Here is a 20,545-nt window from a genome sequence, read left to right as displayed (position 1 = left end):
GATCGCGACGGAGATGACACGGAGAGCATCCAGCGTCGGTTTGGGGGCAGATTTCATCACCGCGTCGAGAATCGGCTCCAGATCGGCTTTTTCTCCGACTCGGGCGAGTGCGAGCAGTTCGTGCATCTGGCCGGATTGAATGGCTTTTTCACGCCAGCCGGCCACAGGACGGTCTTCGAGCTTCAGGCGTTCGACATGTTGTTCGAAACGTTTGCCTGGTCCCTCTCTCCGAATTGAATCATGCTGCTTTTCATCCCCTGGGCGGGGAGTGGGAGAGATCTGGCCCCCTCGCCCCGATGAAGATGTGTTGAGGTCTTGAACTGGTTGCGGGGAGAGGTTTGGGGTGAGTGGCGCATGTGTCACCCGATACAGCCCGCTCTGCGTGCCACGACCTCCCGTGGTGAACCACATCGCGCCATCCGGGCCGATACAGCCGTCAGTGACGTTGAGCGGTCTTCCAGTCACGAAGTCTTCCTGTTCCGCCGTGTAGGTCACGCCGCTCTTGCTCATATGCACGGCGATGATCCGTCCGTAGCTCCAATCCAAAATGTAGAGCGCGTCGCGATACTTCTGCGGGAAGTCGGAGCCATAACCGAAGTAAATCCCGGTCGGTGATGACAGCCCGATGTCGATGACACTCGGCAGCGTGTCCGCATACCACGCTGGGAAACGCCCCGTGCCGCGACGCCAGCCGAAATCAGCGCCCGGAACGACGTGCAGGACACGCGTGGGCATGTACCACGGCGTGCCGACATCGCGCTCCATGTCGGCGTCGAAGGTGAACAGATCACCGCGTGAGTTGAAGGCGATGTCGAGCGGGTTGCGCAAGCCGCCGGCGAGCAGCGTGACTTGGCTGCCATCAGGCTTCACGCGCAGGATGTGGCCGGCGGGAAGCTCGACGTTGCCGTCGAACATGCTGCCGTCCCACGGATTCGGGATGAGTTGGTCGTTGGCGTAGTTTTTGAGCGGTGAATCGGGCGCGATGTTCTCCGGCAGCAGGACGTTGTTGCCATGCGCGACGTAGATGTCGCCATCAGGACCGAGTTTGATGTGGTTGCGGCCATGGCCGACGCCGCCACCGCTGCGCACGAGTTCTTGGCGTTCTTCAAACACACCATCGCCATCTTTGTCGGTCAGGCGAAAGAGCGCCTTGGTGTTGTTGGCGTTCGCGAACAGCGAACCGTGCGCGTAAAGCAGCCCGCGACACTCCAGCAGCTCGTCGTCAATCGTTTCGATCTTCTGATCGCCGCTGCCGCTGAGCGTGAGGCGCAGCAGGCCTTTCTTTTCTTTGCCGAGCGTGATGCGGCCCTGCGGATCGAAGGCCATCGAAACCCACGAGTCCTCACCCGGCTGCGCGGAGCGGATCAACTCGGCTTTGAAGCCGGGAGGCAGCGTGAGCGTGGAAGGATCGGTGGCTTGGTTCTGCGCACCGGGCTTGGCGAGCTGCCAGGAGTTGTAGGCATCGAAGGCTTTTTTCAAATCGAAGGGATTTGTGGCCGGATCGGCGTCGGTGGAGCCAAGCACATGCGCGTTTTTCCACGTTTCATCCGTCACGATCCAGCGCACGGCGGCGAGGTCGCCGTTGAGTTCGAGCAAGGCAGCGGTTTTGGCCTTCGCACTCACACGCAGGCCGATTTGATGCGACTGACCATCGCCGAGCTGCTTTGTGAGATCCGTGCCGGTCGCGGCTTCGGCGGCTTTCACCTTGGCCACGAGCTTCCCATCGACCGAAATTTCCATGTCCGCATCGCCGGCGGTCAGCAGCACAGCTTTCAGCAGCTTGCCTTCGTGCTTCACCTCCTTGGAAAACGTGATTGCCTCCGCCGAGGACAACCACAGCGGCGCGGGAGGACGGTTCGCGAGCTGGGCGAGTGCGGTGAAGGGGATCAGGAAAAAAATCAGGAGACGAGACATGCGCAAAGAACGCGGCTTGTGGCGGAAGCCTGTCTGAAGCAGATGAGTTGTAAAATCGGGCTGGCTTGTGGAGGCGTTGTCGGCTTTTCTCTGCCGGCAGGAAATTTCACCCATGAAGCGGACGAAGCGACCCACCCCGAAACCCAAGGCGAAAGAGCCATCCAAGGCCTCGCTGGGCATGAGCCTGGAGGAGTTGCGTGAACTAGAGGAGAAGGCCGTGCGGCTGGAAAAGCTGGCCCGTCTTCTGTTGAAAACACCTCAGCAAGCCTTTTACCTCTACGATTACAGCAAACAGGAGTTTGTACTGGGACAGGAGCATGTGTCCGGCCTCTATGGCTACAAGGCGGGCGAGATCGAGAAGCGCAAGGGCGGCTGGTTCAGCATCATCCACCCGGATGATCTGGCAGAGTTCAAAGAGGCGCACCGATTGGTGATGGAGAGCGGCAGCGACGAGGTGCGGACCATGCGGGTGCGGGTGCTGCGCAAGAAAGGCGGCCACGAGTGGATTCTGGCTCACATGCGGCCGTTTGAGCGCGATGCCAAAGGCCGCGTCATCTCCGAGGCGGGCATGGCGATCATCACCACGCCGCTGGTGGAGACCGAACGGGCGCTGCGGGAGACGGAGGCGCGCTGCCACAGCCTGTTTCAAAGCAACGCGGCCGGCGTGCTGGTGTTTGACGCAAAATTCCACATCGTTGACGCCAATCCGGCGGCCTGTCGCATGCTTGGTTACGATAAGAAGGCTCTGCTGCGCCTCAGTGTGCTGGATCTGACTCTCGCGGGCAACCGCACCGAGATGCACCGGCTGCTACGCACCATGAAAAACGGGCTCAAACCTTCCCACAGCCTGGATTCGGTCCTGGAGCGTCAAAACGGCGAAAAAGTCCACGTCATGGCCGCGCCCGCCTGTCTGCGGGATGAAAAGGGCGGCTTTCAGCAGGGCATGCTCATTCTTTTGGACATCACCGAGCGCCAGCGGGAACTGCAGGAGATGAAGCGCGAGGCCGACCTGAACAAGGTGCTTGTCGATCACGCGCCGGTCTGCATCGGACTGCTGGCACCGGATGGCACGGTCCTGCGGGTGAACACGGCGACGGAGAAGCTGTTCGGCTACAAGCAAAAGGAAGTCCAGGGCAGCAAGGTGTGGGATCACCCGGTGCTCAGTCCTGGTGAGGTAGAGGCCTCCAAACGCCGCATCGAGGCGCTGGCGAGCGGGACGGGCCGCATGAGCCTCACCCTCGCCATGAACACACGAAGTGGAGAGAAGCGCCACGTCGCGACCGAGCACACGGCGGTGAAAAAGCCTGAAGGCGGCGTGGATTTCATCATCACCACTGGCGTGGACATCACGGAGCAGCGCAAGCTGGAGGCGGAGGTCATCCGTGTGGCGGAGCAGGAGCACATTCGCATCGGCCACGACTTGCATGACGGAGTGGGGCAGACCCTCACCGGTATCTGCTCCCTGGTGGAGGCACTGATGGAACGTCTGAGCGGGGAGGAACATAAGGACGCGCGGCGCATTTATGAACTGGTGAAAACCGCCACTGCGGAGACGCGACGCCTGTCACACGGACTCTCGCCTGCGGCGGTGAAGAACCGTGGCTTGGCCGGCGGATTGATGCTCATCGCCGAGACGGTGCGAGAAAATTTCCGCCGCGAGTGTGTCTGCCATATCGAGGATCCCGTGCCCGTGGTCGGCCAGGAGGCGGAGATTCATCTCTTCCGCATCGCCCAGGAGGCGGTGAACAACGCCATCCGACACGGTGGTGCCGGAAAAATCCATCTCAGCCTGAGGCGCAAATCCCCTACGGAAGGCCTGTTGGAGATACGCGATAATGGACGCGGATTCCCCGGCGGAAAAGTGCCGGAGCAGAGCGAAGGCATCGGTTTGCGAGTGATGGAGCACCGCGCCCATCTCATCAGCGGTGATTTGAAAGTCCTGACCCACAAAGGGCGCGGAGTGCGCCTGATTTGTCAATTTCCGCTCAAACATTCTTAAGAACGTCAGCTTGACATTGTTTTCAAAATGAGTCTGCTAAGTCCACCGTGAAAAGCAAAATCTATATACTCGACGACCACCCTATCGTTATCGAAGGGCTTAAGAAACTAATCGACCAGCAGGAAGACATGCAGGTCATCGGCAGTGCTGAAGACGCCAACACCGCCATCCAGCAGATCGCCAAACTCAAACCGGACGTGGTGGTGCTCGACATCACCCTGAAGGACCGCAGTGGCGTGGACCTCATCAAAAAGCTCAAGGCCAGCCATCCGGAAATGCAGATCCTCGTGTATTCCATGCACGATGAGAACGTTTACGCCGAGCGCTGCCTCCGTGCCGGTGCCATGGGTTATGTGATGAAGGGCGAGCCGAGCACCCGTGTGCTGCAAGGCCTCCGTCAGGTGGCCGCTGGTTCATTCTTCTTCAGCGCTTCGCTGCTCGGCAGCATCGTCTCCGGTGGTGGCCCTCGTGGCGGCTCCCGTGGCGAGCCTGCGCGCATGCTCAGCGACCGTCAGCTCGAAATCTTTGAGATGGTCGGCCGTGGCTTCGACTCCCACAACATCGCGGAGAAACTCAGCCTCAGCGCCAAGACCGTCGATGCCCACAAGGCCAACATCCGCCAGAAACTCGGTCTCGCCTCCGCACGCGAACTGCTCATGGAAGCCGTTCGCTGGGTGGAGAAATAGGCCTCCGCGTTTGATCCCATTCAACCCACGACGGGCGGCAGACATGCCGCCCGTTTTGTTTTGGCAGGAGGCGTCAATCGTTCGCCACAGCGTCCTTGTCTGCCTTGGCGTAAACAGTGAGCGCAGCCTGCAACTCGGCCACTTTCGCGGGCAGTTCCACCGCGAGATTCTTGGTTTCGTTCGGATCGCGGGCGATGTCGTACAGCTCGGTCTTCTCAGCGTTGTTTTTGGTGTGCAGCACCAGTTTGAAATCGCCCACGCGGAAGGAGCGCGACTTGAATCCAGGCGCCACGGTGTAAATCGACCTCACTGGCGGTTTCACACCTTCGGCAAGCTGCGGCCAGAGATTCACACCATCCCATTTCAAATCCTGCTTCGGTGTAGAACCAGCGAGGGCACAAAAAGTCGGCATCCAGTCGATGATCTGTACCGGCGCGTCATGTTTGCCAGCCTTGAGCTTTCCAGGCCAGTTTAAGATGCACGGCACCCGCGTTCCGCCTTCGTAAACACTGCCTTTCTCATTGCGCAGAGGTTTGTTGTTACCAGGCAGCGGTCCGGCGGGATAATCGTCTGCCGGATAGGTCTGGCCGTTGTTCTCCGCGTTGCTACCGCCGTTGTCGCTGGTGAAAATGAGCAGCGTGTTCTCGCGCTGGCCGGTCTTTTCGAGTGTGGCGATGATTTTTCCGACCGCGTCGTCGAGATGCATGACGCAGGCGGCGTAGTGGCGCGGCAGATCGCCGGTGATGCCCGCTGGCACCTGCGCCAGCCACTCCTGCGGCTCCTTGACCGGCAGATGCACAGCTGTGAATGGCACATAAAGGAAGAACGGCTCGTCTTTCCGATGTGCCAGCCACGCGCAGGCCTCCTGCGTGATCAAATCGGTCACATGGCCGGTTTCCGTGAGCAGCTTCTCATTGCGATGCCAAGTCTCCGAGAACGGGCCTTCTTTGTAGCGATGATCCCACGGCCCCACACCGCCTGCGAGCGAGCCGTAGCTGTGATCGAAGCCGAAATGATTCGGACCCCACTCCGACTTCGAGCCAAGATGCCATTTCCCGGTGATCGCGGTGTCGTAACCGACGCTTTTCAGCGCTTTCGGCAAAGTGACGGTGTCCCAGCGCAAAGCGCGGTTGTTTTGCGGTGTGGTGACATTGAAACGGCTCCAGCAGCGGCCCGTCATCAAACCGGTCCGTGTCGGGCTGCAAACCGGCGCGACGTAGTGCTGCGTGAGCTCCACGCCTTCTTTCGCCAGCCGGTCGAGATGCGGCGTCGGCGCGTTCCCGCCATGAAAAGCCACGTCCGCCCAGCCGAGGTCGTCGGCGATGATGAACACGAAATTTGGGCGCGCCGCGAGGACGTGCAGGCATGAGGCAAACAACAGAAGCAAGGTCAGTCGCATGACTCGCAAACGCAGGCTTCTGCGGCGATCTCGCACGAACGGTTGCGTGCGTGAAACCGCTGGGGCATAGGAACCCATGGGCAGCGCCACGGAATCCGCCAGTTTCACCAAGCGCACCGGGCAGTGGTTGATTTACGCGCTGTTTCGGTGCGTGGAGGGTGTGTTGAAGTTGCTGCCGTTGATCGTCATCTGGTGGCTGGGCCGCATTCTCGGCACTATCGCGTATTACATCGGCATTCCTTATCGCCGGCTCGCGCTCGACAACCTACGCATCGCCTTTGGCCGTGAGAAAAGCGCCGCCGAGCGCCGCGCCATCGCCCGCGAGCATTTCAAGAGCCTGTTCGCCAACCTGCTCTGCGGTTTCAAGCTGCCGCTGATGAGCGAGGCGGAGGTGGCCTCACGCGTGAAAGCCGAGAACATGCATCATCTGAAGGAGGCATTCGACGCTGGCAAGCCGCTGCTGCATCCCATCATGCATGCGAGCTGCTGGGAGGTCATGACTCAGGTGCCATCCATCTTTGTGCAGGGACACCACCCCGCCAGTATCTACCAGCCGCTGCGCAATCCCTATCTGAACGCGCTGGTGCTGCGCCGACGCGAAAAGCTCGGCTACAAGCTGTTTGACCGGCAGGAGGGCTTCAACGGGCCGATCAGCCATGTGCGTGAGATGGGCATGCTTGGCATTCTCGTCGATCAGCATGCCGGTTATCACGGCCTGTGGTGCCCGTTTTTCGACCGGCTGGCCTCCACCACGAACATCGTGGCCCTCTGTGCCATGCGCTCCAAGGCGCAGATCCTGCCGATGATGGTCTATGACGACGGCCCCGCGCGCTGGCGCTTCGTGTGCGACGGGCCGCTGCAAAATCCCGAGGCCAAACCAACAATCGACGGCATCACCGTGGCGATCAATCACGCCCTCGAGCGCCTCATCCGCCAGCAGCCCGCCACCTGGTTTTGGGTTCACAACCGCTGGAAGCTGCCAGACCCGTATTTCTTGCTCTCAAATTACCGCCGTGGTGCGCTGATGCCCACGGGCGAGGCTTTGGAGCACCTGCAACCGTTTGAAATGCTCATCCGCAGCCCCAACTGGCTCGGTGACGCCTGCATGGCCTTCCCGATGGTGCGGGCGATCAAACGCGGCCGTCCCGATCTGAAAATCACCGTGCTCGGCCCGGACAAGCTCGAAGAATTGTGGCTCTCGATGCCCGAAGTCTCGCGCTACATCGCCAAACCGGCCAAGGAAGGCTGGTTCGCCGTCGCCCGCCGCATCAAGGCCACCGGCGTCCATTTTGACGCCGCCGTGCTTTGCACGAACTCCACGCGCAGTACGCTGGAAATCTGGCTGGCGGGCATTCCACGCCGTGTCGGATTCAAGGGCTCCTTCCGTGTCAAACTGCTCAATCAAGTCATTGATGAACCTGCCACGGGCGGTGCAAAGCAGCATCACGCGCATCGCTACCTGCACCTCGCCAAAGGCATTGGCGCTGACATTGAACAACCCGGCCTTTGGGACGCCGGATCAGCTCCGATTTCGACCGATGGGACGATCCGCGTCGGTGTTTGCGCTGGTGCGGAGTATGGTCCGGCCAAACGCTGGCCGCTGGAGCGCTTCGCCGAGGTGGTGAATCAAATCTCCGCGCGGCATGCGCAGTTCCGCTGGCAGTTGTTCGGTGCGCCGGGAGAGAAAGACATGGGAGAAAAGCTCTCCGCCATGCTCCAAGCGCCACATGAGAACCTCGTCGGCAAAACACGTCTCACCGAGCTCATCGCGAAACTGCGCCAGTGCCAGCTCCTGCTCACCAACGACACCGGCACCATGCACCTCGCTGCCGCGCTTGGCATTCCGACCGTGAGCATCTTCGGCTCGACCTGCCCCGTCGAAACCGGCCCGCTCGGTGAGCTTCACACGGTGATTCAGCACAAGGTTCCATGCAGCCCGTGCTTTGAGCGTGAGTGCCCGTTTGGGCACTACGACTGCATGACGAAGGTCACGCCTACTGAAGTGGCCGCCGCCGTGTTGAAAACGGCGGGCATTGGCAATTGAGTTCAAGATCTCTGCCGTGTGTTCGTTCTCCTCGGCCCATGATCCGCCGAATCTCCCTTCTCGTTGCTGCTTGCGCCATTTCCGCCTTCGCCGCTGACCAACCGAACATCATTTTCATCCTCAGCGACGACCTGGCGCAGGGAGATCTGGGCTGCTACGGCCAGAAGCTCATCCAGACGCCGAATCTCGACCGCATGGCGCAGGAAGGCACGCGCTACACACAGGGCTACAGCGGCACGAGTGTGTGCGCGCCGTCACGCTCGGTGTTGATGACCGGTTTGCACACCGGCCACTGCCCGATCCGCGCCAACCGCGAGGTGCAACCCGAGGGCCAGAAACCGCTGCCTGCGGGGACGATCACCGTGGCGAAAATTTTAAAGGATGCGGGCTACGCCACCGCCTGCTGCGGCAAGTGGGGCATGGGCATGTTCGACACGACGGGCAGCCCGCTGAAGCTGGGCTTCGATCATTTCTTCGGCTACAACTGCCAGCGCCACGCCCATAGCTACTTCCCGACGTATCTCTACAACGACGACCAGCGCTTCGACCTGCCAGGCAACACCGGCAAAGGCATCGGCAAAACGTACGCGCAGAACTTGATCGCCGATGAGACGCTGAAGTTCGTTCGGGCGAACCAAAAGAAGCCGTTCTTCCTCTACTACGCCATCACACTGCCGCACGGCACGTTCGAGATCGACGATCTCGGCATCTACAAAGACAAGCCGTGGACCGCGACGCAGAAAAGCTACGCCGCCATGGTCACACGTCTCGACAATGACGTCGGCCGCCTGCTTTCCCTGCTCAAGGAGCTCAAACTCGATGCCAATACGCTCGTCATGCTCGCGGGCGACAACGGCTCCTCCTTTGACCCGAAGTCCGAGGTCGGGAAACTCTTTGACCAGGCCTCCAACGGCCTGCGCGGCTTCAAACGCAGCCTTTACGAAGGTGCGCTGCGGCAGGCGGCGCTCGCCCGCTGGCCCGGCAAGGTGCCTGCTGGCCGTGTGAGCGACGAACCCTGGGCCTTCTGGGATTTCCTGCCCACCGCCGCCGAGCTCGCCGGTGCTTCGATTCCCGCCGAATGCAAAACCGACGGCTTCTCATTGGTCTCCTTCCTCAAGGGCGGCCCCGCGCCGAAGCGCGATCACTTTTACTGGGAACTCCACGAGGGCGCTTCGCTGCAAGCGGTGCGTTTTGGCGACTGGAAAGCCCTCCGCCAGGGGCCGGAGAAGCCCACCGAGCTGTACGATCTCAAAACCGATGCAGCCGAGGCCCATGACATCGCCGCCAGCAAACCTGACCTTGTTGCCAAGGCCGAAGCGCTCATGAAGTCCTCCCGCACCGAGCATCCTGACTGGCCGCTGGTGCAGAAGCGACCAGGGAAGAACAAGAAGAAGTAAAACGCCGCTGGCTCAGCGGCTGGCAAGGTGGTCGGCCTGGTCAAACTCCACGAGCTTGCGTTTCCATGCCGCGGCTGCTGCGGTGCCTTCGGTGGTTTCGACAAACTGCGCCATGCGCTCAATGGCATCCCTCAAGTGATGCCGTTCCTCGCCGGGAATGGTGCTCAGACGCTGCTGTAGGCCGTCGTGGCCGGTGCGCAGCAGCGGACCCGCCTCAACCGGCTTTTTCTGTGCCAGCAAAGCACCACCCAGCAGGCTCTCCACGTTGAAGCGCCGCCAGTCATCCGGCTGATGCTTGAGGCACAGGGCCAGGCACTCACGCAGCAGGGTTTCAGCGTCGGCCAGCTTGCCTGTTTGCAGCCAGAACCGTCCCAGATGCGCGGAGGCGTCCGCGAGGCTTTGGGGCACCTGTTTTGAGCGAGTCCGCTCGTTTTTCAAGATGTCCAGAAGCAGGTTCTCCGTGTCCGGCAAGCGCCCCTGCTGCTGCAAGATTTCCGCCAGGATGTGCAGGGTGCGGAGTGTGTCAGGATGACCGGCTCCGAGCGTGCGTTGCTGGATCTGCAGCATCTCACGGCAAAGCTTTTCCGCCTCGGCGTGTCGTTCATGCCGCCGCTGCATGACGGCCAGCGTGTGCATTTGCTCCAGGGTGTCAGGATCACCGGCCCCGTAGGTGTTCTTCATGGCGTCCAGGGCCTCGATGTGCAGGGCCTCAGCCTCGGCGCGCTGGCCTGCGGCGTCATGGGAGCGCGCCAGGCACCGCATGGCCTGCAAGGTCTGCGGATGGCTGCGGCCCAGGGAACGCGCGTTGATCTCCAGCACACGCTGACGCAGTTCCACCGCCTGCGCGTGCTTGCCATGGTTCTCGAAGGTTTGGGCCACGGTCTCGGTCTGCTCCAGCGTGTCCGTGTGGGCGGGGCCGTGCAGGTTTTTCAGGATCTCCAGCACTTCGAGCTGCACGGCCTCGGCGGCGGCTTTCTGCCCGTCTGCCGCGAAGGTCTCGGCCATGCCACGCATCGTCAGCAGGGTCTCGGGATGCTGCGCGCCAAACACACGCCGCTTGGTCTCCAGGCTCTCATGCTGCAGCTTCAGAGCCTCGTCATACCGCCCAAGGCGGCGCTGCATCCGCGCGACCTTGTCCATCTGCGCCAGACTGTGCGGATGCTCCGGCCCGAGCGTCTTCCTGAGGATCTCCATGGCGCCGACATAGAGCTTCTCAGCCTCTGAGGGCTGGCCACCGGCCTCATGAGCCTCCGCCGTGATCGTCATGGAAACCACGGTTTGCGGATGGCGGGCGCCATGCACGCGCCGAGCGGCGTTCAGATGCTCGTGACGCATTTCGACGGCCTCCGCATGACGTCCCTGCCGGCTGAGCAAGGCGCCGACGTTGCCAATGGTGGCCAGCGTTTCGAGGTGGTCAGGTCCGAGCACTCGTTTTTGCAGCTTCCACAACTGCATCAGCATCATCTCCGAATCCCACGGCCGGTCCTGGGCCTCACACACGGCGGCCAGCACGGTGATCGTGACAAACGTGTCCGGATGCTCCGGCCCAAGCACGCGCTGCTGTTTCTCCAGCGTCTGCCGCAGCAGCGACTCGGCCTCCGCATGTCGGCCCTGCTCCTTGAACACCACCGCGAGCTGCCGCATGGAGCGCAGCGTGTCCGGGTGATCGCCGCCAAGCACCTGCTGGCGCTTTTCCAGCGCACCGTGGAGCTGCTTCTGCGCCGAGGCGTTTTCCGACATCGCCAGATACGTCAGGCCGATGGCTTCCTGCATGCGTGCCCCGGCCTCAGGATGATCTCTGAGCGTGTCCAGTTTGCCTGACGCACCGTCCAGCATCTCCTTGAGCAGCGTCGTATCGCGGCCCTTCAGGTTCTCCGGTGTCAGGCTGGAAAACATCTCCTCCAGGAATTTGGCGGTCAGGGACTGCGTTTCAGATTTCTGCCGGGCTTTGGCGGTGCGTTCTGGCGATTTTTCACGGACGAGCAACCAGCCGGTCAGCAGCAAAGCCCCGCACAGGCTCAGCACCAGCACGGCTACGGTGGCAAACAGGCTGCGGTTCCGGCTGACGAAATTCCCCACCGTCGAGCCTGCGTGCGCTGCCACTGCATCCTCTTCCTCGGCGGCCTGCATGTAGCGATGCAGCGTGTCCGCCAGCGCCAGCGCATTTTCATGCCGCGCATGAGGCTGCTTGTGCATCGCTCGCAGCAAAACGCCGTCGAAATACTGCTCTGCCAGCAGCATCAGCTTCAGAGGATCTATCCGACGACTCAGCGCGATGCCCGTGACCTGGGAGGTGGAGAGAGCCTTGAGACTGATGGAGGCATACGCCGGCATCCCATCGCGCACCATACGTCGCAGGTCGTCCAGATTCGCCGGCTGGCGTGGCAGAGTGATGGGCTGCCGCCCCGTGAGCAGCTCAAACAGCAGCGCACCCAGCGCGTGAATGTCGCCCTTGGCGTTGATCTTGCCTCCGCCCGCCTGCTCCGGCGGCAAATATGCGGCAGGTGTGCGTTGCATGCCCCCCGGACTGATCAAGATCGTTCCCATCGCATGCGCGAAGCCGAAGTCCGTGACCTTGAAAGCGGGCTGCCCCTCGCCATTCCAATGCACCAGCACGTTTCCTGGCTTGAGGCTGCCATGCGCCACGCCCTTCTGATGCGCGTGATGCACCGCGTCGCACACTTGGAGAAACAGACGCACCCGCGCCCGCAGCGGCAGTTTTTGATCATCGCAAAAACGTGTGATCGGCAGGCCGGAGGCCAGTTCGGAGATGATGAAGGGTTTCCCGCACTTGGTCATGCCGCTGGCATGGATTTTGGCGATGCCCGGATGGTCCAGCAAAGTGAGCACAGGCTGCAGCGCCGAATGCCGCAGCAAAAACTCGTTCGCGGGGGTGTTCACGATTTTTACCGCCACGCAGTTGGCCGTCTGGGCGTCGCGCTCCGCCATCCACACCGCCGTGGACACGCCTTCGCCCACGATCTGGAGCAGATGGCAGCCTTCCAGCACATCGCCGGGTTTTTCCTCATCCAAACTGGCCGCCGAGGCGGTGTTTATGCGACTGGTGCCCGCGCCCGCGCTGAAATGAGTCCTCAGACGATCCCACACCGCGTTCCAAAGGCCCGCGTCGTCCCCACAGGCCTTCGCCAAGAAGCGATGACGCTCCAGATGATGGGCATGCTTGAGCGACTCTTGGAAGAGCTGTTCGATGCGGGTGGTATCGACACTCATGAGGGAAGCATTTGGTAATTACCATAATGCGACTCCCTCCCTCCTTTGGATAATGAATCAGTCTTTAAACACCCCTTAACACCCCTTCACCGCACCACGTCGCCCACCAGCAGGATCGCGCCGGGATAAAATGCGGTGGCGTCAAAGCGCTCCGGCTTGTCGATCTTGTTGCCGTTCTTCGCCAGGATCTTCGCCTTGTCCGGCTGCTCGGGATGAATCTCGATCTTCACGCTGTGGACCTTGTCCTCCAGGTCCGTGCCGATCATGAGCGTGGCGAGACGATGGTAGGTGCAGTACGCATCAAAACGCGGCACGATCTTCACCGGCTGATCATCCAACGTCACGCTCACCTGACCGCCATCGGGTCCTACGAGGTCGTAAATCGAGCAACGCGTGCCCTTGAACTGAAACGTGATCGTGTCACCCGGCTTGGCGCCTTTGTGCAGCGTCGTCATGCGGTTTGCCCAGCGTTTGCCGAACTCGTCCGTCTTCGGATCGAGCAGCGCGAAGCCTTTCGACAGCGTCGCGGCCGTGATCGGCAGCAGCTTGGCCTGCTCGTAGTTCGTGGCGATGAACGGCGCGCCTAAAACATGCGCGGCAGGCGTTTTCGAAGCCGCCTTGATCGGCTCCAGCGAGCGCACAATGGCCTGAAGGTACAACTCGTGACCGGTTTCAACATGCGGATGCACGCTGTCTGGCGCGAAGACGAATTTTCCTTCGAGCGCCTTCTTCTCCTCATCCGTCTTCGGCAGCTTGGCCTTCCACGCCAGCTTTCCTTCCTTCGCCAGCTTGGCGACTTCCATCGCCATGTGAATCGTCGGGATGCCGTAATGATCGGCGATCTTCTCCATTGCGCTCGCCGAGCGCTGGAACTTGCCTTCCAGCATCGCCGGAGCCAGCGCTTCGGTCAGCGTATAGACAAAGCAGATGTCGCACTCCGGCAGCGTCTTCCACGTCTGGCGCACGATGCCCTCCATGCAGCGGAAAATCTGCTCCGGTGCCGCGCCGCCATCGTTTACCGCGAATTCGACAAACAAGAGGTCCGGCTGGTGATCCAGCACATCCTGCTTCAGCCGAAACACACCCAAATCTGAACCCGTGCCGCCGATGGCCGCGTTGATCTCGCTGAACTTCGCCTGCGGCCAGGTTTTCTGAAAATGCGCCAGCGTCTTTGGTCGCCAGCCGTTCTGCGCTGTGATCGAACCGCCGAGATAGCCGATTTTGATCTCAGCGCCAGCCGTGTTCGCCTTCGCCAGGAAGTTCGGCAGCCCATTGCGCGGACGGCATTCCTGAGCGGGCGCGAGCGGAAACTCCTCGGCAGCGTGAAGAGTGACGGCTAAGAGCAAGATTAGAAGATGGCGCAGCATAAAGGGTTGGTTTGAAAGGAATCTCCGCCAGCATGCGAAGCAACTTTCCATGAACAACTTCGACTTTCGTCCGCACCTGCAACGCGGCCTCGCCATCCCCGCGCATCCGCTGGCGCTCGACGCCAATCGCAAGCTCGACGAGCAGCGGCAGCGGGCGCTGTCGCGTTACTACATCGCCGCCGAGGTCGGTGGACTCGCTGTCGGCGTTCACACCACGCAGTTTGCCATCCGCGATCCGCAGGTCGGTTTGTTCCGGCCGGTGCTCGAACTGGCGCGGGAGGAGATGGACCGCGCCGCGAAGCCGCTCGTGCGCATCGGCGGCATCTGCGGCGCGACGAAACAGGCCGTCGCCGAGGCCGCCTTGCTCAGCGAACTCGGCTACCACGCCGGTTTGCTCAGCCTCGGGGCGCTGCGCGATGCCACTGAGGACGAATTGATCGACCACTGCCGGGCGGTGGCGGAAATCATCCCCGTCGTCGGCTTTTACCTCCAACCCAGCGTCGGCGGGCGTGTGCTGAAGCACTCGTTCTGGCGTCGCTTCGCTGAAATCGACAACGTCGTCGCCATCAAGATCGCGCCGTTCAACCGCTACCAGACGCTCGATGTCGTTCGTGCTGTGATCGAGGCCGGGCGGGATGACATCACGCTCTACACCGGCAACGACGACAGCATTGTGGCCGATTTCGTGACGCCGTTTCGTTTCGGCGGCCAAGAGCGCCGCATTGTCGGCGGATTGCTCGGCCACTGGTCGGTCTGGACGCGTCGCGCAGTCGAACTGCTCGAACAGTGCCGGAATGCCGACGCCACACCCGATCTGCTGCGCCTCGGCATGGCAGTCACCGACAGCAACGCGGCCTTCTTCGACGCCGCAAACGCGTTTCGCGGCTGCATCGCCGGTTTGCACGAGGTTTTGCGCCGCCAGGGTCTCCTGGAGGGCCTGTGGTGCCTCGACGAACACGAAACCCTCAGCCCCGGCCAGTTAGCCGAGATCGACCGCGTGTATCAAGCATACCCGCACCTCAACGACGACGCCTTTGTCGCCGAACATCGAGATGAGTGGTTGAGGTGATAAGAATCCCCATTGCTCCTCTGATCACCCTGTTTACCTCTCCACCGCCATGAATCGCTCCAATCTGCCAACCCTCGTTTTTGCCATGTTCACCACCGCCGCGCTCGCCGAGGGCGGGTTTTACGGCGATCCGCCGGACGCGACACATCCTTGGGCGATTCATGACATGAACCGGCCGCAGCCACCGCGTGTGGAGCCCGGCACCGCCACCACCGCACCATCTGATGCGGTCGTGCTCTTCAGCGGCAAACCGGAGGAGATTGAAAAATGGATCTCCGACAAAAACGGCGAACCGACGAAGTGGGAGGTCAAGGATGGCGTGCTGCAATGCGTGCCCGGCAGCGGTTATATCCGCACCAAGGAAGAATTCGCCGACTGCCAGCTTCACATCGAGTGGAGCGCGCCGAGCAAGGTCGAGGGCAACAGCCAGGGCCGTGGCAACAGCGGCGTCTTTCTCATGGGCGCGGTCGAGGTGCAGGTGCTCGACAATTACAACAACCCCACCTATGCGGACGGCTTCGCATCGTCGATTTATGGCATCAATCCGCCGCTGGTGAACCCGCTGAATGCTCCCGGCGAGTGGCAGAGCTACGACATCGTCTTCCGCCGCCCGATCTTCAAAGACGGCGTCGAGGTTGATCCTGGTTACATCACCGTTTTCGTGAATGGCGTGCTGACGCAGGACCACACGCCGCTCGAAGGCGGCGGCGGTCACAAAGCGCGTTCCAAACCGAAGGCATTCCCTGAAAAAGGCCCGCTCAAAATCCAGGACCACGGCAATCCGGTGCGCTTCCGCAACATCTGGTATCGCCCGCTGCCGAAACGCTTCGTCGATGGCGGTGAGTACAGCCGCATGAGCGAGGAAGCGACCGCCGCGAAGCGTGCCGAGATCGCCAAAGGCATCCGCGAGGACGCCGCGAAGCTCGAAGGCAACGCCAAGATGCTCCGCATGTTTGAATCCCTCTGCTACGCGGAGAATGCCGAGGCGAAGGAGTTCGCCCTCGCCGCCGTGAACGATTTCGCCGCCGCGATGAAAGCGGTGCCTGCGGACAAGATCGAATCCAAGAAGGGCGAGATTCTGCAGGTGGCGAAGGCGCTGCGTTATCTGGCGCAGTTCAAGATGCTTGCCGAGGAACCTGCGGCCAGACAGGAGCTGGAGGTCATCATCAAGGCGAACGACTGGGAGCCGAAGAAGAAGTAAAATGTGGTCCGCACAGTCCTCTGTGCGGCGCATGGAAAGCCTGTGGTGATGTTTGCTTTGCTAGGCTCCGCACACTAGGCCGCTTTCAGGCTGCAAGAGAGCCACATGTGATCGCGGAGCGCCGCACAGAGGACTGTGCGGACCACTTTAAACCGCGTCCGCGGCGAGAGCGGCGTTGCCGATGATGCCGGCTTCGTTGCTGAAGCGGGCGGGCAGGATTTGCAGGCGCTCCCAGACGACGGTGCTGAGCATGCTCTGCACCTTGCGCTTGAGCGGTCCAAAGATCAGGTCACCGGCCTGCGCGACGCCACCGCCGATGACAAAAGCGTCAGGATTGAGCAGCCACGCGATGCTGGCGATGGCGGTGCCGAGCCAGTCGGCCACTTCGCCCCAAATTTGACGCGCGATGTCGTCACCGGCCTGCGCGGCATCGGCGATCTTCTTCGGCGTGCAGTCGGCGATGTCTTTTTCGATCCCGGCCTCAGCATAGCGCTGCACGGCGTGCTCGGCGATCTGCTGATTGCCGGTGTATTTCTCCAGCGCGCCCAGATTGCCGTAGTGACCGGGTTTGCCGTCGAAATGAATGCTCATCTGACCGATCTCACCCGCCACAAAGCCGCTGCCACGGAACATTTTGCCATCCAACACGACACCACCGCCGATGCCGGTGCCCATCGTGAGGCCGATGACGTTTTTGAGGCCGCGTGCGGCACCGTAACGAAACTCGGCGTAGGCCATCGCGTTCGCATCGTTCTCGACTAGCACGGGCAGCCCAGTTTTTTCGCTAAGGATGGCCTTGAGCGGCACATGCTTCCAGCCGGGAACGTTCGTCAGCTCATGCACGAAGCCGTGATCGAAATCGACGAGGCCGGGAACGCCAACACCGATGGCGCAGATGTCCGGGTATTTCTTTTGAAGCTTCGCGACGCGGGCCGCCATCTCACCGATGAGCGCGGCAGGGCCATGGAAGTTCGCGGTGGGGATGGGTTCGTCGATGACGAGGAGTTCATCACCCCGGCACACGCCGAGTTTCACGGAGGTGCCGCCGAAGTCGATGCCGATGGAGGTTTTTGCGGAGTCAGCCATATCAACCCGCTCAGAGCGGGGCGCGGAGATTGCCCACCAAACGCAGCCCGTGCAAGGTCAAATCGGGGCGGCGGGAAACTGCTACTCGTGCAGGTACGCCCAATCACCGATTCGTTGCAGCGATCCGCCATATCCTCTTTGCGGGTAGTTCTGAAGAGGGAAATACATGAACTCATCGAAGTTAACCCCTCCGCTTGGAGTGGACACCCAAAGCACCCAGGGGTTTTGGGCAAAACGTCTGGCATCGTCTCCGGTGCGGTAACGATAGGCCGGATACGCCGCCATGCCTGTGCCGGGGACAGCCTTCAGGAACTCGGGGACGAGCGCATCCAAGCCCGGTGGTGGTACGCCTTTGACTCTTTCAAAATGTTTGATCGCCGCCACAAGATCGCTGCTGCGTTGCGTCAGCCTGTGAAAGGCATCGTTCCGGATTTCTCTAGCCATGCGGCCCCCTGCGATAGTGGATGCCACGAAGATCAGACACAGCCCCCAACGGCGTAGCGCCTTGAGGCGGAGCCGAGGTGAGAGAAGGAGAAATGGTCCGACGAAGACAAAGACGAACGCCACAAGGGCTGGCAGCACAATCAGCCCAGGCAGCATCACCAAAAGCCACGTGCCAGTCGGGCCCACAGTGAAATATTCTGCCAACGGCAGGACAAGAAGCGGAGACGCAACCACCAGCCATGGAACGATGGAACGTGAGCCTCTTCTGGCTGGCTGTCCGAGGATGGGTGGCGCATCTTCGTGCATTCGTCGATCCAATCCAAGTTTGGGTGCCACGTCAAGAATGCTGGTTTCCGACGATGCGCAGTCCGTGCAAGGTCAAATCCGGGTCCACGACGATGCGTTCGCTCATCCCGGAGATGATCCACTCCGCATCGCCGCCGGTGGCGACGATGTGGGCGTCTTTGCTGCCGAGTTCCTTTTTCAGGGCCTCCAGGATGCCTTTGACCATGCCACGGTAACCAATGGCGGCTCCGGCGAGGATGGCTTGTTCGGTCGATTGGCCGATGGCACTGGCGGGCTCGCGCAAATCGACGCGGGGAAGAAGTGCGGTGCGTTCGTGGAGGTAATCGGTCATCAAACGCAGCCCAGGAGCAATGACGCCGCCGATGTAGAACTTGTCGGCGCTGAGAATGTCAAAAGTCACGGCAGTGCCGAAGTCGATGACGATGCCGGGAGCGCCGTGCATGTGCGCGAGGGCCACGGCGTTGGCGAGGCGGTCCGGGCCGATGCTTTCGGGCTTCGGATAGCGGATGCCGATGCCCATGTTCGTGTCGTGCCGCAGTTCGATGAGTTGCGGGCCGTAAACTTCACGAAAGGCGGGAACAGCCTTCGGCACGACGCTGCAAATCACGGCTCCGTCGAATTCCCAGCCACGGGTGACTTCGCGCACGGCATCGGGAGAAAGCTCGCGCGTGGCATGCTCACGACGTTCGAGGATGGTCTCGCTGGTGGCGAGGCCGAACTTGGTGCGGCCGTTGCCGACGTCGATGAGCAGTCTTTGACGCTGATGCATCGCTCAAAATGAGACGTGACCTCCGCATTGCAACCACACGAACAAGGAACTCACGCCAGACGACCGGTGATGTAGGACTCGGTCAGAGGATCGTTCGGGTGGTTGAAGATGGTCATTGTCTCATCCTCCTCGATCAGCTTGCCTTTGTAGAAGAATGCGGTGCGGTCGGCGATACGCTTGGCCTGCTCCATGTTGTGCGTGACGATGACGAAGGTGTACTGGCCGCGCAGTTGCAGGATCAGCTCCTCAATGCGCGCGGTGGCGATGGGATCGAGCGCGGCGCAGGGCTCGTCCATCAGCAGGATGCGCGGCTGCAAGGCGATGGCACGGGCGATGCACAAACGCTGCTGCTGCCCGCCGGAGAGGCCAGTGGCCATCTCGTGAAGGCGGTCTTTGACCTCATCCCACAACGCGGCGGATTTGAGGCTGCGTTCGGCAGCTTCTTCGAGGTCGTGGCGGTCCTTGATGCCGGCGACTCGCAGGCCATAGACGGCGTTTTCAAAGATGGAGCGCGGGAAGGGATTGTACTTCTGGAACACCATGCCGACATTGCGGCGCAGATTGATGACATCGACGTTGGGCGCGTACAAATCGACGCCATCGATCTTGATGCTGCCGCTGACGACGCGGGCGGACTCAACGAGGTCGTTGATGCGATTGATGGAACGAATGAGCGTGCTTTTGCCGCAGCCAGACGGGCCGATGAGCGCCATCACGTCTTTGCTGTGCATGTTCAAATCAACATCGAACAGCACCTGGTGGTCGCCATAGGCATAGTTGAACTTCTCCACCTGGATGAGCGGCTCTTCGGAGACTGGGGCTGGAGTTACGGACGCCATGTCAACTGAAGGTGCCACGGAGATAAGACTCCGTCAGTTTTTCGCGGGGATTGGTGAAGAGCTCTTCCGTTGGGGCAAATTCGACAAGCTTGCCGAGGTGGAGGAAGGCGGTGTAATCCGAGACACGCACGGCCTGCTGCATGTTGTGTGTGACGATGACCACGGTGAACTCTTTGGCGAGCTGATGCATGAGCTCTTCGATTTTGAGCGTCGAGATGGGATCGAGCGCGGAGCAGGGTTCGTCCATAAGCAGCACATCCGGCAGCGTGGCGATGGCGCGGGCGATGCAAAGGCGCTGCTGCTGGCCGCCGGAGAGGGCGAGGGCGTTGGCGTTGAGTCGATCCTTCAATTCCTCCCACAGCGCGGCGTGGCGTAGCGAGCGTTCGACGGCCTCATCAAGCACGTTTTTGTTCTTCTCGCCGTGGATGCGCAGGCCGTAGGCGACGTTCTCGTAGATGCTCTTCGGGAAGGGGTTCGACTTCTGGAAGACCATGCCGACCTGCTTGCGCAATTGCGTGAGATCGACATCAGCGTCGTGGATGTTTTTGCCTTTCACGAGCACTTCGCCCTTCGTGACGCGAGCGCTGGGCACACGGTCGTTCATGCGGTTGATGCAGCGTAGCAGCGTGCTCTTGCCGCAGCCGGAGGGGCCGATGAGCGCGGTGACGCGGTGGTATTTGACCTTCAGGTTGATGTCAAAGAGCGCAGGGCTGGCACCGTAGCAAAAATCCATGTCACGCACCTGAACGACAGGCGGTGGCGTGGTTTTGGCGGTGGAATCGGCAGACATGAGA

At 61.2% G+C, this 20,545-nt stretch carries 15 protein-coding genes; 6 read left to right on the top strand and 9 right to left on the bottom strand.

Annotated features, from left to right (window positions below):
- Positions 1–1,914: PQQ-dependent sugar dehydrogenase (locus tag ACILSI_RS20415; protein ID WP_395723763.1), on the bottom strand; the 1,914-nt coding region annotated here is incomplete at its 3' end.
- A 112-nt stretch (positions 1,915–2,026) separates the two neighbouring features.
- Between ACILSI_RS20415 and ACILSI_RS20410 the strand changes: the two genes are divergently transcribed.
- Positions 2,027–3,913 (top strand): PAS domain S-box protein, encoded by a 1,887-nt coding sequence (locus ACILSI_RS20410; RefSeq protein ID WP_395723762.1) that lies wholly within the window; start codon positions 2,027–2,029, stop codon positions 3,911–3,913.
- A gap of 47 nt (positions 3,914–3,960) precedes the next feature.
- A complete protein-coding gene (locus ACILSI_RS20405; RefSeq protein WP_395723761.1) occupies positions 3,961–4,599 on the top strand; it encodes a response regulator in 639 nt (212 codons plus the stop codon).
- A gap of 73 nt (positions 4,600–4,672) precedes the next feature.
- Here ACILSI_RS20405 and ACILSI_RS20400 read toward each other — a convergent pair whose 3' ends face one another.
- Complete coding sequence (locus ACILSI_RS20400) at positions 4,673–5,998, bottom strand: sulfatase-like hydrolase/transferase (RefSeq protein WP_395723760.1); 1,326 nt, start codon at positions 5,996–5,998, stop codon at positions 4,673–4,675.
- A 76-nt stretch (positions 5,999–6,074) separates the two neighbouring features.
- Between ACILSI_RS20400 and waaF the strand changes: the two genes are divergently transcribed.
- Together waaF and ACILSI_RS20390 are read left to right on the top strand one after the other, a co-directional pair.
- Positions 6,075–8,042, top strand: coding sequence for a lipopolysaccharide heptosyltransferase II (gene waaF / locus ACILSI_RS20395; protein ID WP_395723759.1), 1,968 nt, complete (start codon positions 6,075–6,077; stop codon positions 8,040–8,042).
- Between the two features lie 38 nt (positions 8,043–8,080).
- On the top strand, positions 8,081–9,439 hold the full coding sequence (locus ACILSI_RS20390) for an arylsulfatase (RefSeq protein WP_395723758.1): 1,359 nt from the start codon (positions 8,081–8,083) through the stop codon (positions 9,437–9,439).
- Between the two features lie 12 nt (positions 9,440–9,451).
- Here the strand turns inward: ACILSI_RS20390 and ACILSI_RS20385 are convergent, their stop codons facing one another.
- Together ACILSI_RS20385 and ACILSI_RS20380 are read right to left on the bottom strand one after the other, a co-directional pair.
- Positions 9,452–12,670 carry a tetratricopeptide repeat protein gene (locus ACILSI_RS20385; RefSeq protein ID WP_395723757.1) on the bottom strand — a complete coding sequence of 1,073 codons (3,219 nt, stop codon included), beginning with the start codon at positions 12,668–12,670 and terminating at the stop codon, positions 9,452–9,454.
- 86 nt (positions 12,671–12,756) lie between these two features.
- Complete coding sequence (locus tag ACILSI_RS20380) at positions 12,757–14,037, bottom strand: SGNH/GDSL hydrolase family protein (RefSeq protein ID WP_395723756.1); 1,281 nt, start codon at positions 14,035–14,037, stop codon at positions 12,757–12,759.
- A 49-nt stretch (positions 14,038–14,086) separates the two neighbouring features.
- Between ACILSI_RS20380 and ACILSI_RS20375 the strand changes: the two genes are divergently transcribed.
- On the top strand, positions 14,087–15,106 hold the full coding sequence (locus ACILSI_RS20375; protein ID WP_395723755.1) for a dihydrodipicolinate synthase family protein: 1,020 nt from the start codon (positions 14,087–14,089) through the stop codon (positions 15,104–15,106).
- 49 nt (positions 15,107–15,155) lie between these two features.
- Positions 15,156–16,307, top strand: a complete 1,152-nt coding sequence (locus ACILSI_RS20370; RefSeq protein WP_395723754.1) for a DUF1080 domain-containing protein — start codon at positions 15,156–15,158, stop codon at positions 16,305–16,307.
- A 147-nt stretch (positions 16,308–16,454) separates the two neighbouring features.
- Here ACILSI_RS20370 and ACILSI_RS20365 read toward each other — a convergent pair whose 3' ends face one another.
- The 5 genes from ACILSI_RS20365 to pstB (ACILSI_RS20345) all read right to left on the bottom strand — a co-directional run bounded on the left by ACILSI_RS20365 (position 16,455) and on the right by pstB (ACILSI_RS20345) (position 20,541).
- On the bottom strand, positions 16,455–17,393 hold the full coding sequence (locus ACILSI_RS20365; protein WP_395723753.1) for an ROK family protein: 939 nt from the start codon (positions 17,391–17,393) through the stop codon (positions 16,455–16,457).
- Positions 17,394–17,474: 81 nt separating this feature from the next.
- Positions 17,475–18,143 carry a hypothetical protein gene (locus ACILSI_RS20360; protein ID WP_395723752.1) on the bottom strand — a complete coding sequence of 223 codons (669 nt, stop codon included), beginning with the start codon at positions 18,141–18,143 and terminating at the stop codon, positions 17,475–17,477.
- A gap of 31 nt (positions 18,144–18,174) precedes the next feature.
- Complete coding sequence (locus ACILSI_RS20355) at positions 18,175–18,912, bottom strand: type III pantothenate kinase (protein ID WP_395723751.1); 738 nt, start codon at positions 18,910–18,912, stop codon at positions 18,175–18,177.
- 50 nt (positions 18,913–18,962) lie between these two features.
- A complete protein-coding gene (pstB, locus tag ACILSI_RS20350; protein WP_395723750.1) occupies positions 18,963–19,751 on the bottom strand; it encodes a phosphate ABC transporter ATP-binding protein PstB in 789 nt (262 codons plus the stop codon).
- Position 19,752: 1 nt separating this feature from the next.
- Complete coding sequence (gene pstB / locus ACILSI_RS20345; RefSeq protein ID WP_395723749.1) at positions 19,753–20,541, bottom strand: phosphate ABC transporter ATP-binding protein PstB; 789 nt, start codon at positions 20,539–20,541, stop codon at positions 19,753–19,755.
- Positions 20,542–20,545 lie beyond the last annotated feature (4 nt).

Source organism: Prosthecobacter sp. (assembly GCF_044232965.1).
Classification (GTDB): Bacteria; Verrucomicrobiota; Verrucomicrobiia; order Verrucomicrobiales; family Verrucomicrobiaceae; genus Prosthecobacter.
This window is presented reverse-complemented; position numbering and strand designations above follow the sequence as displayed.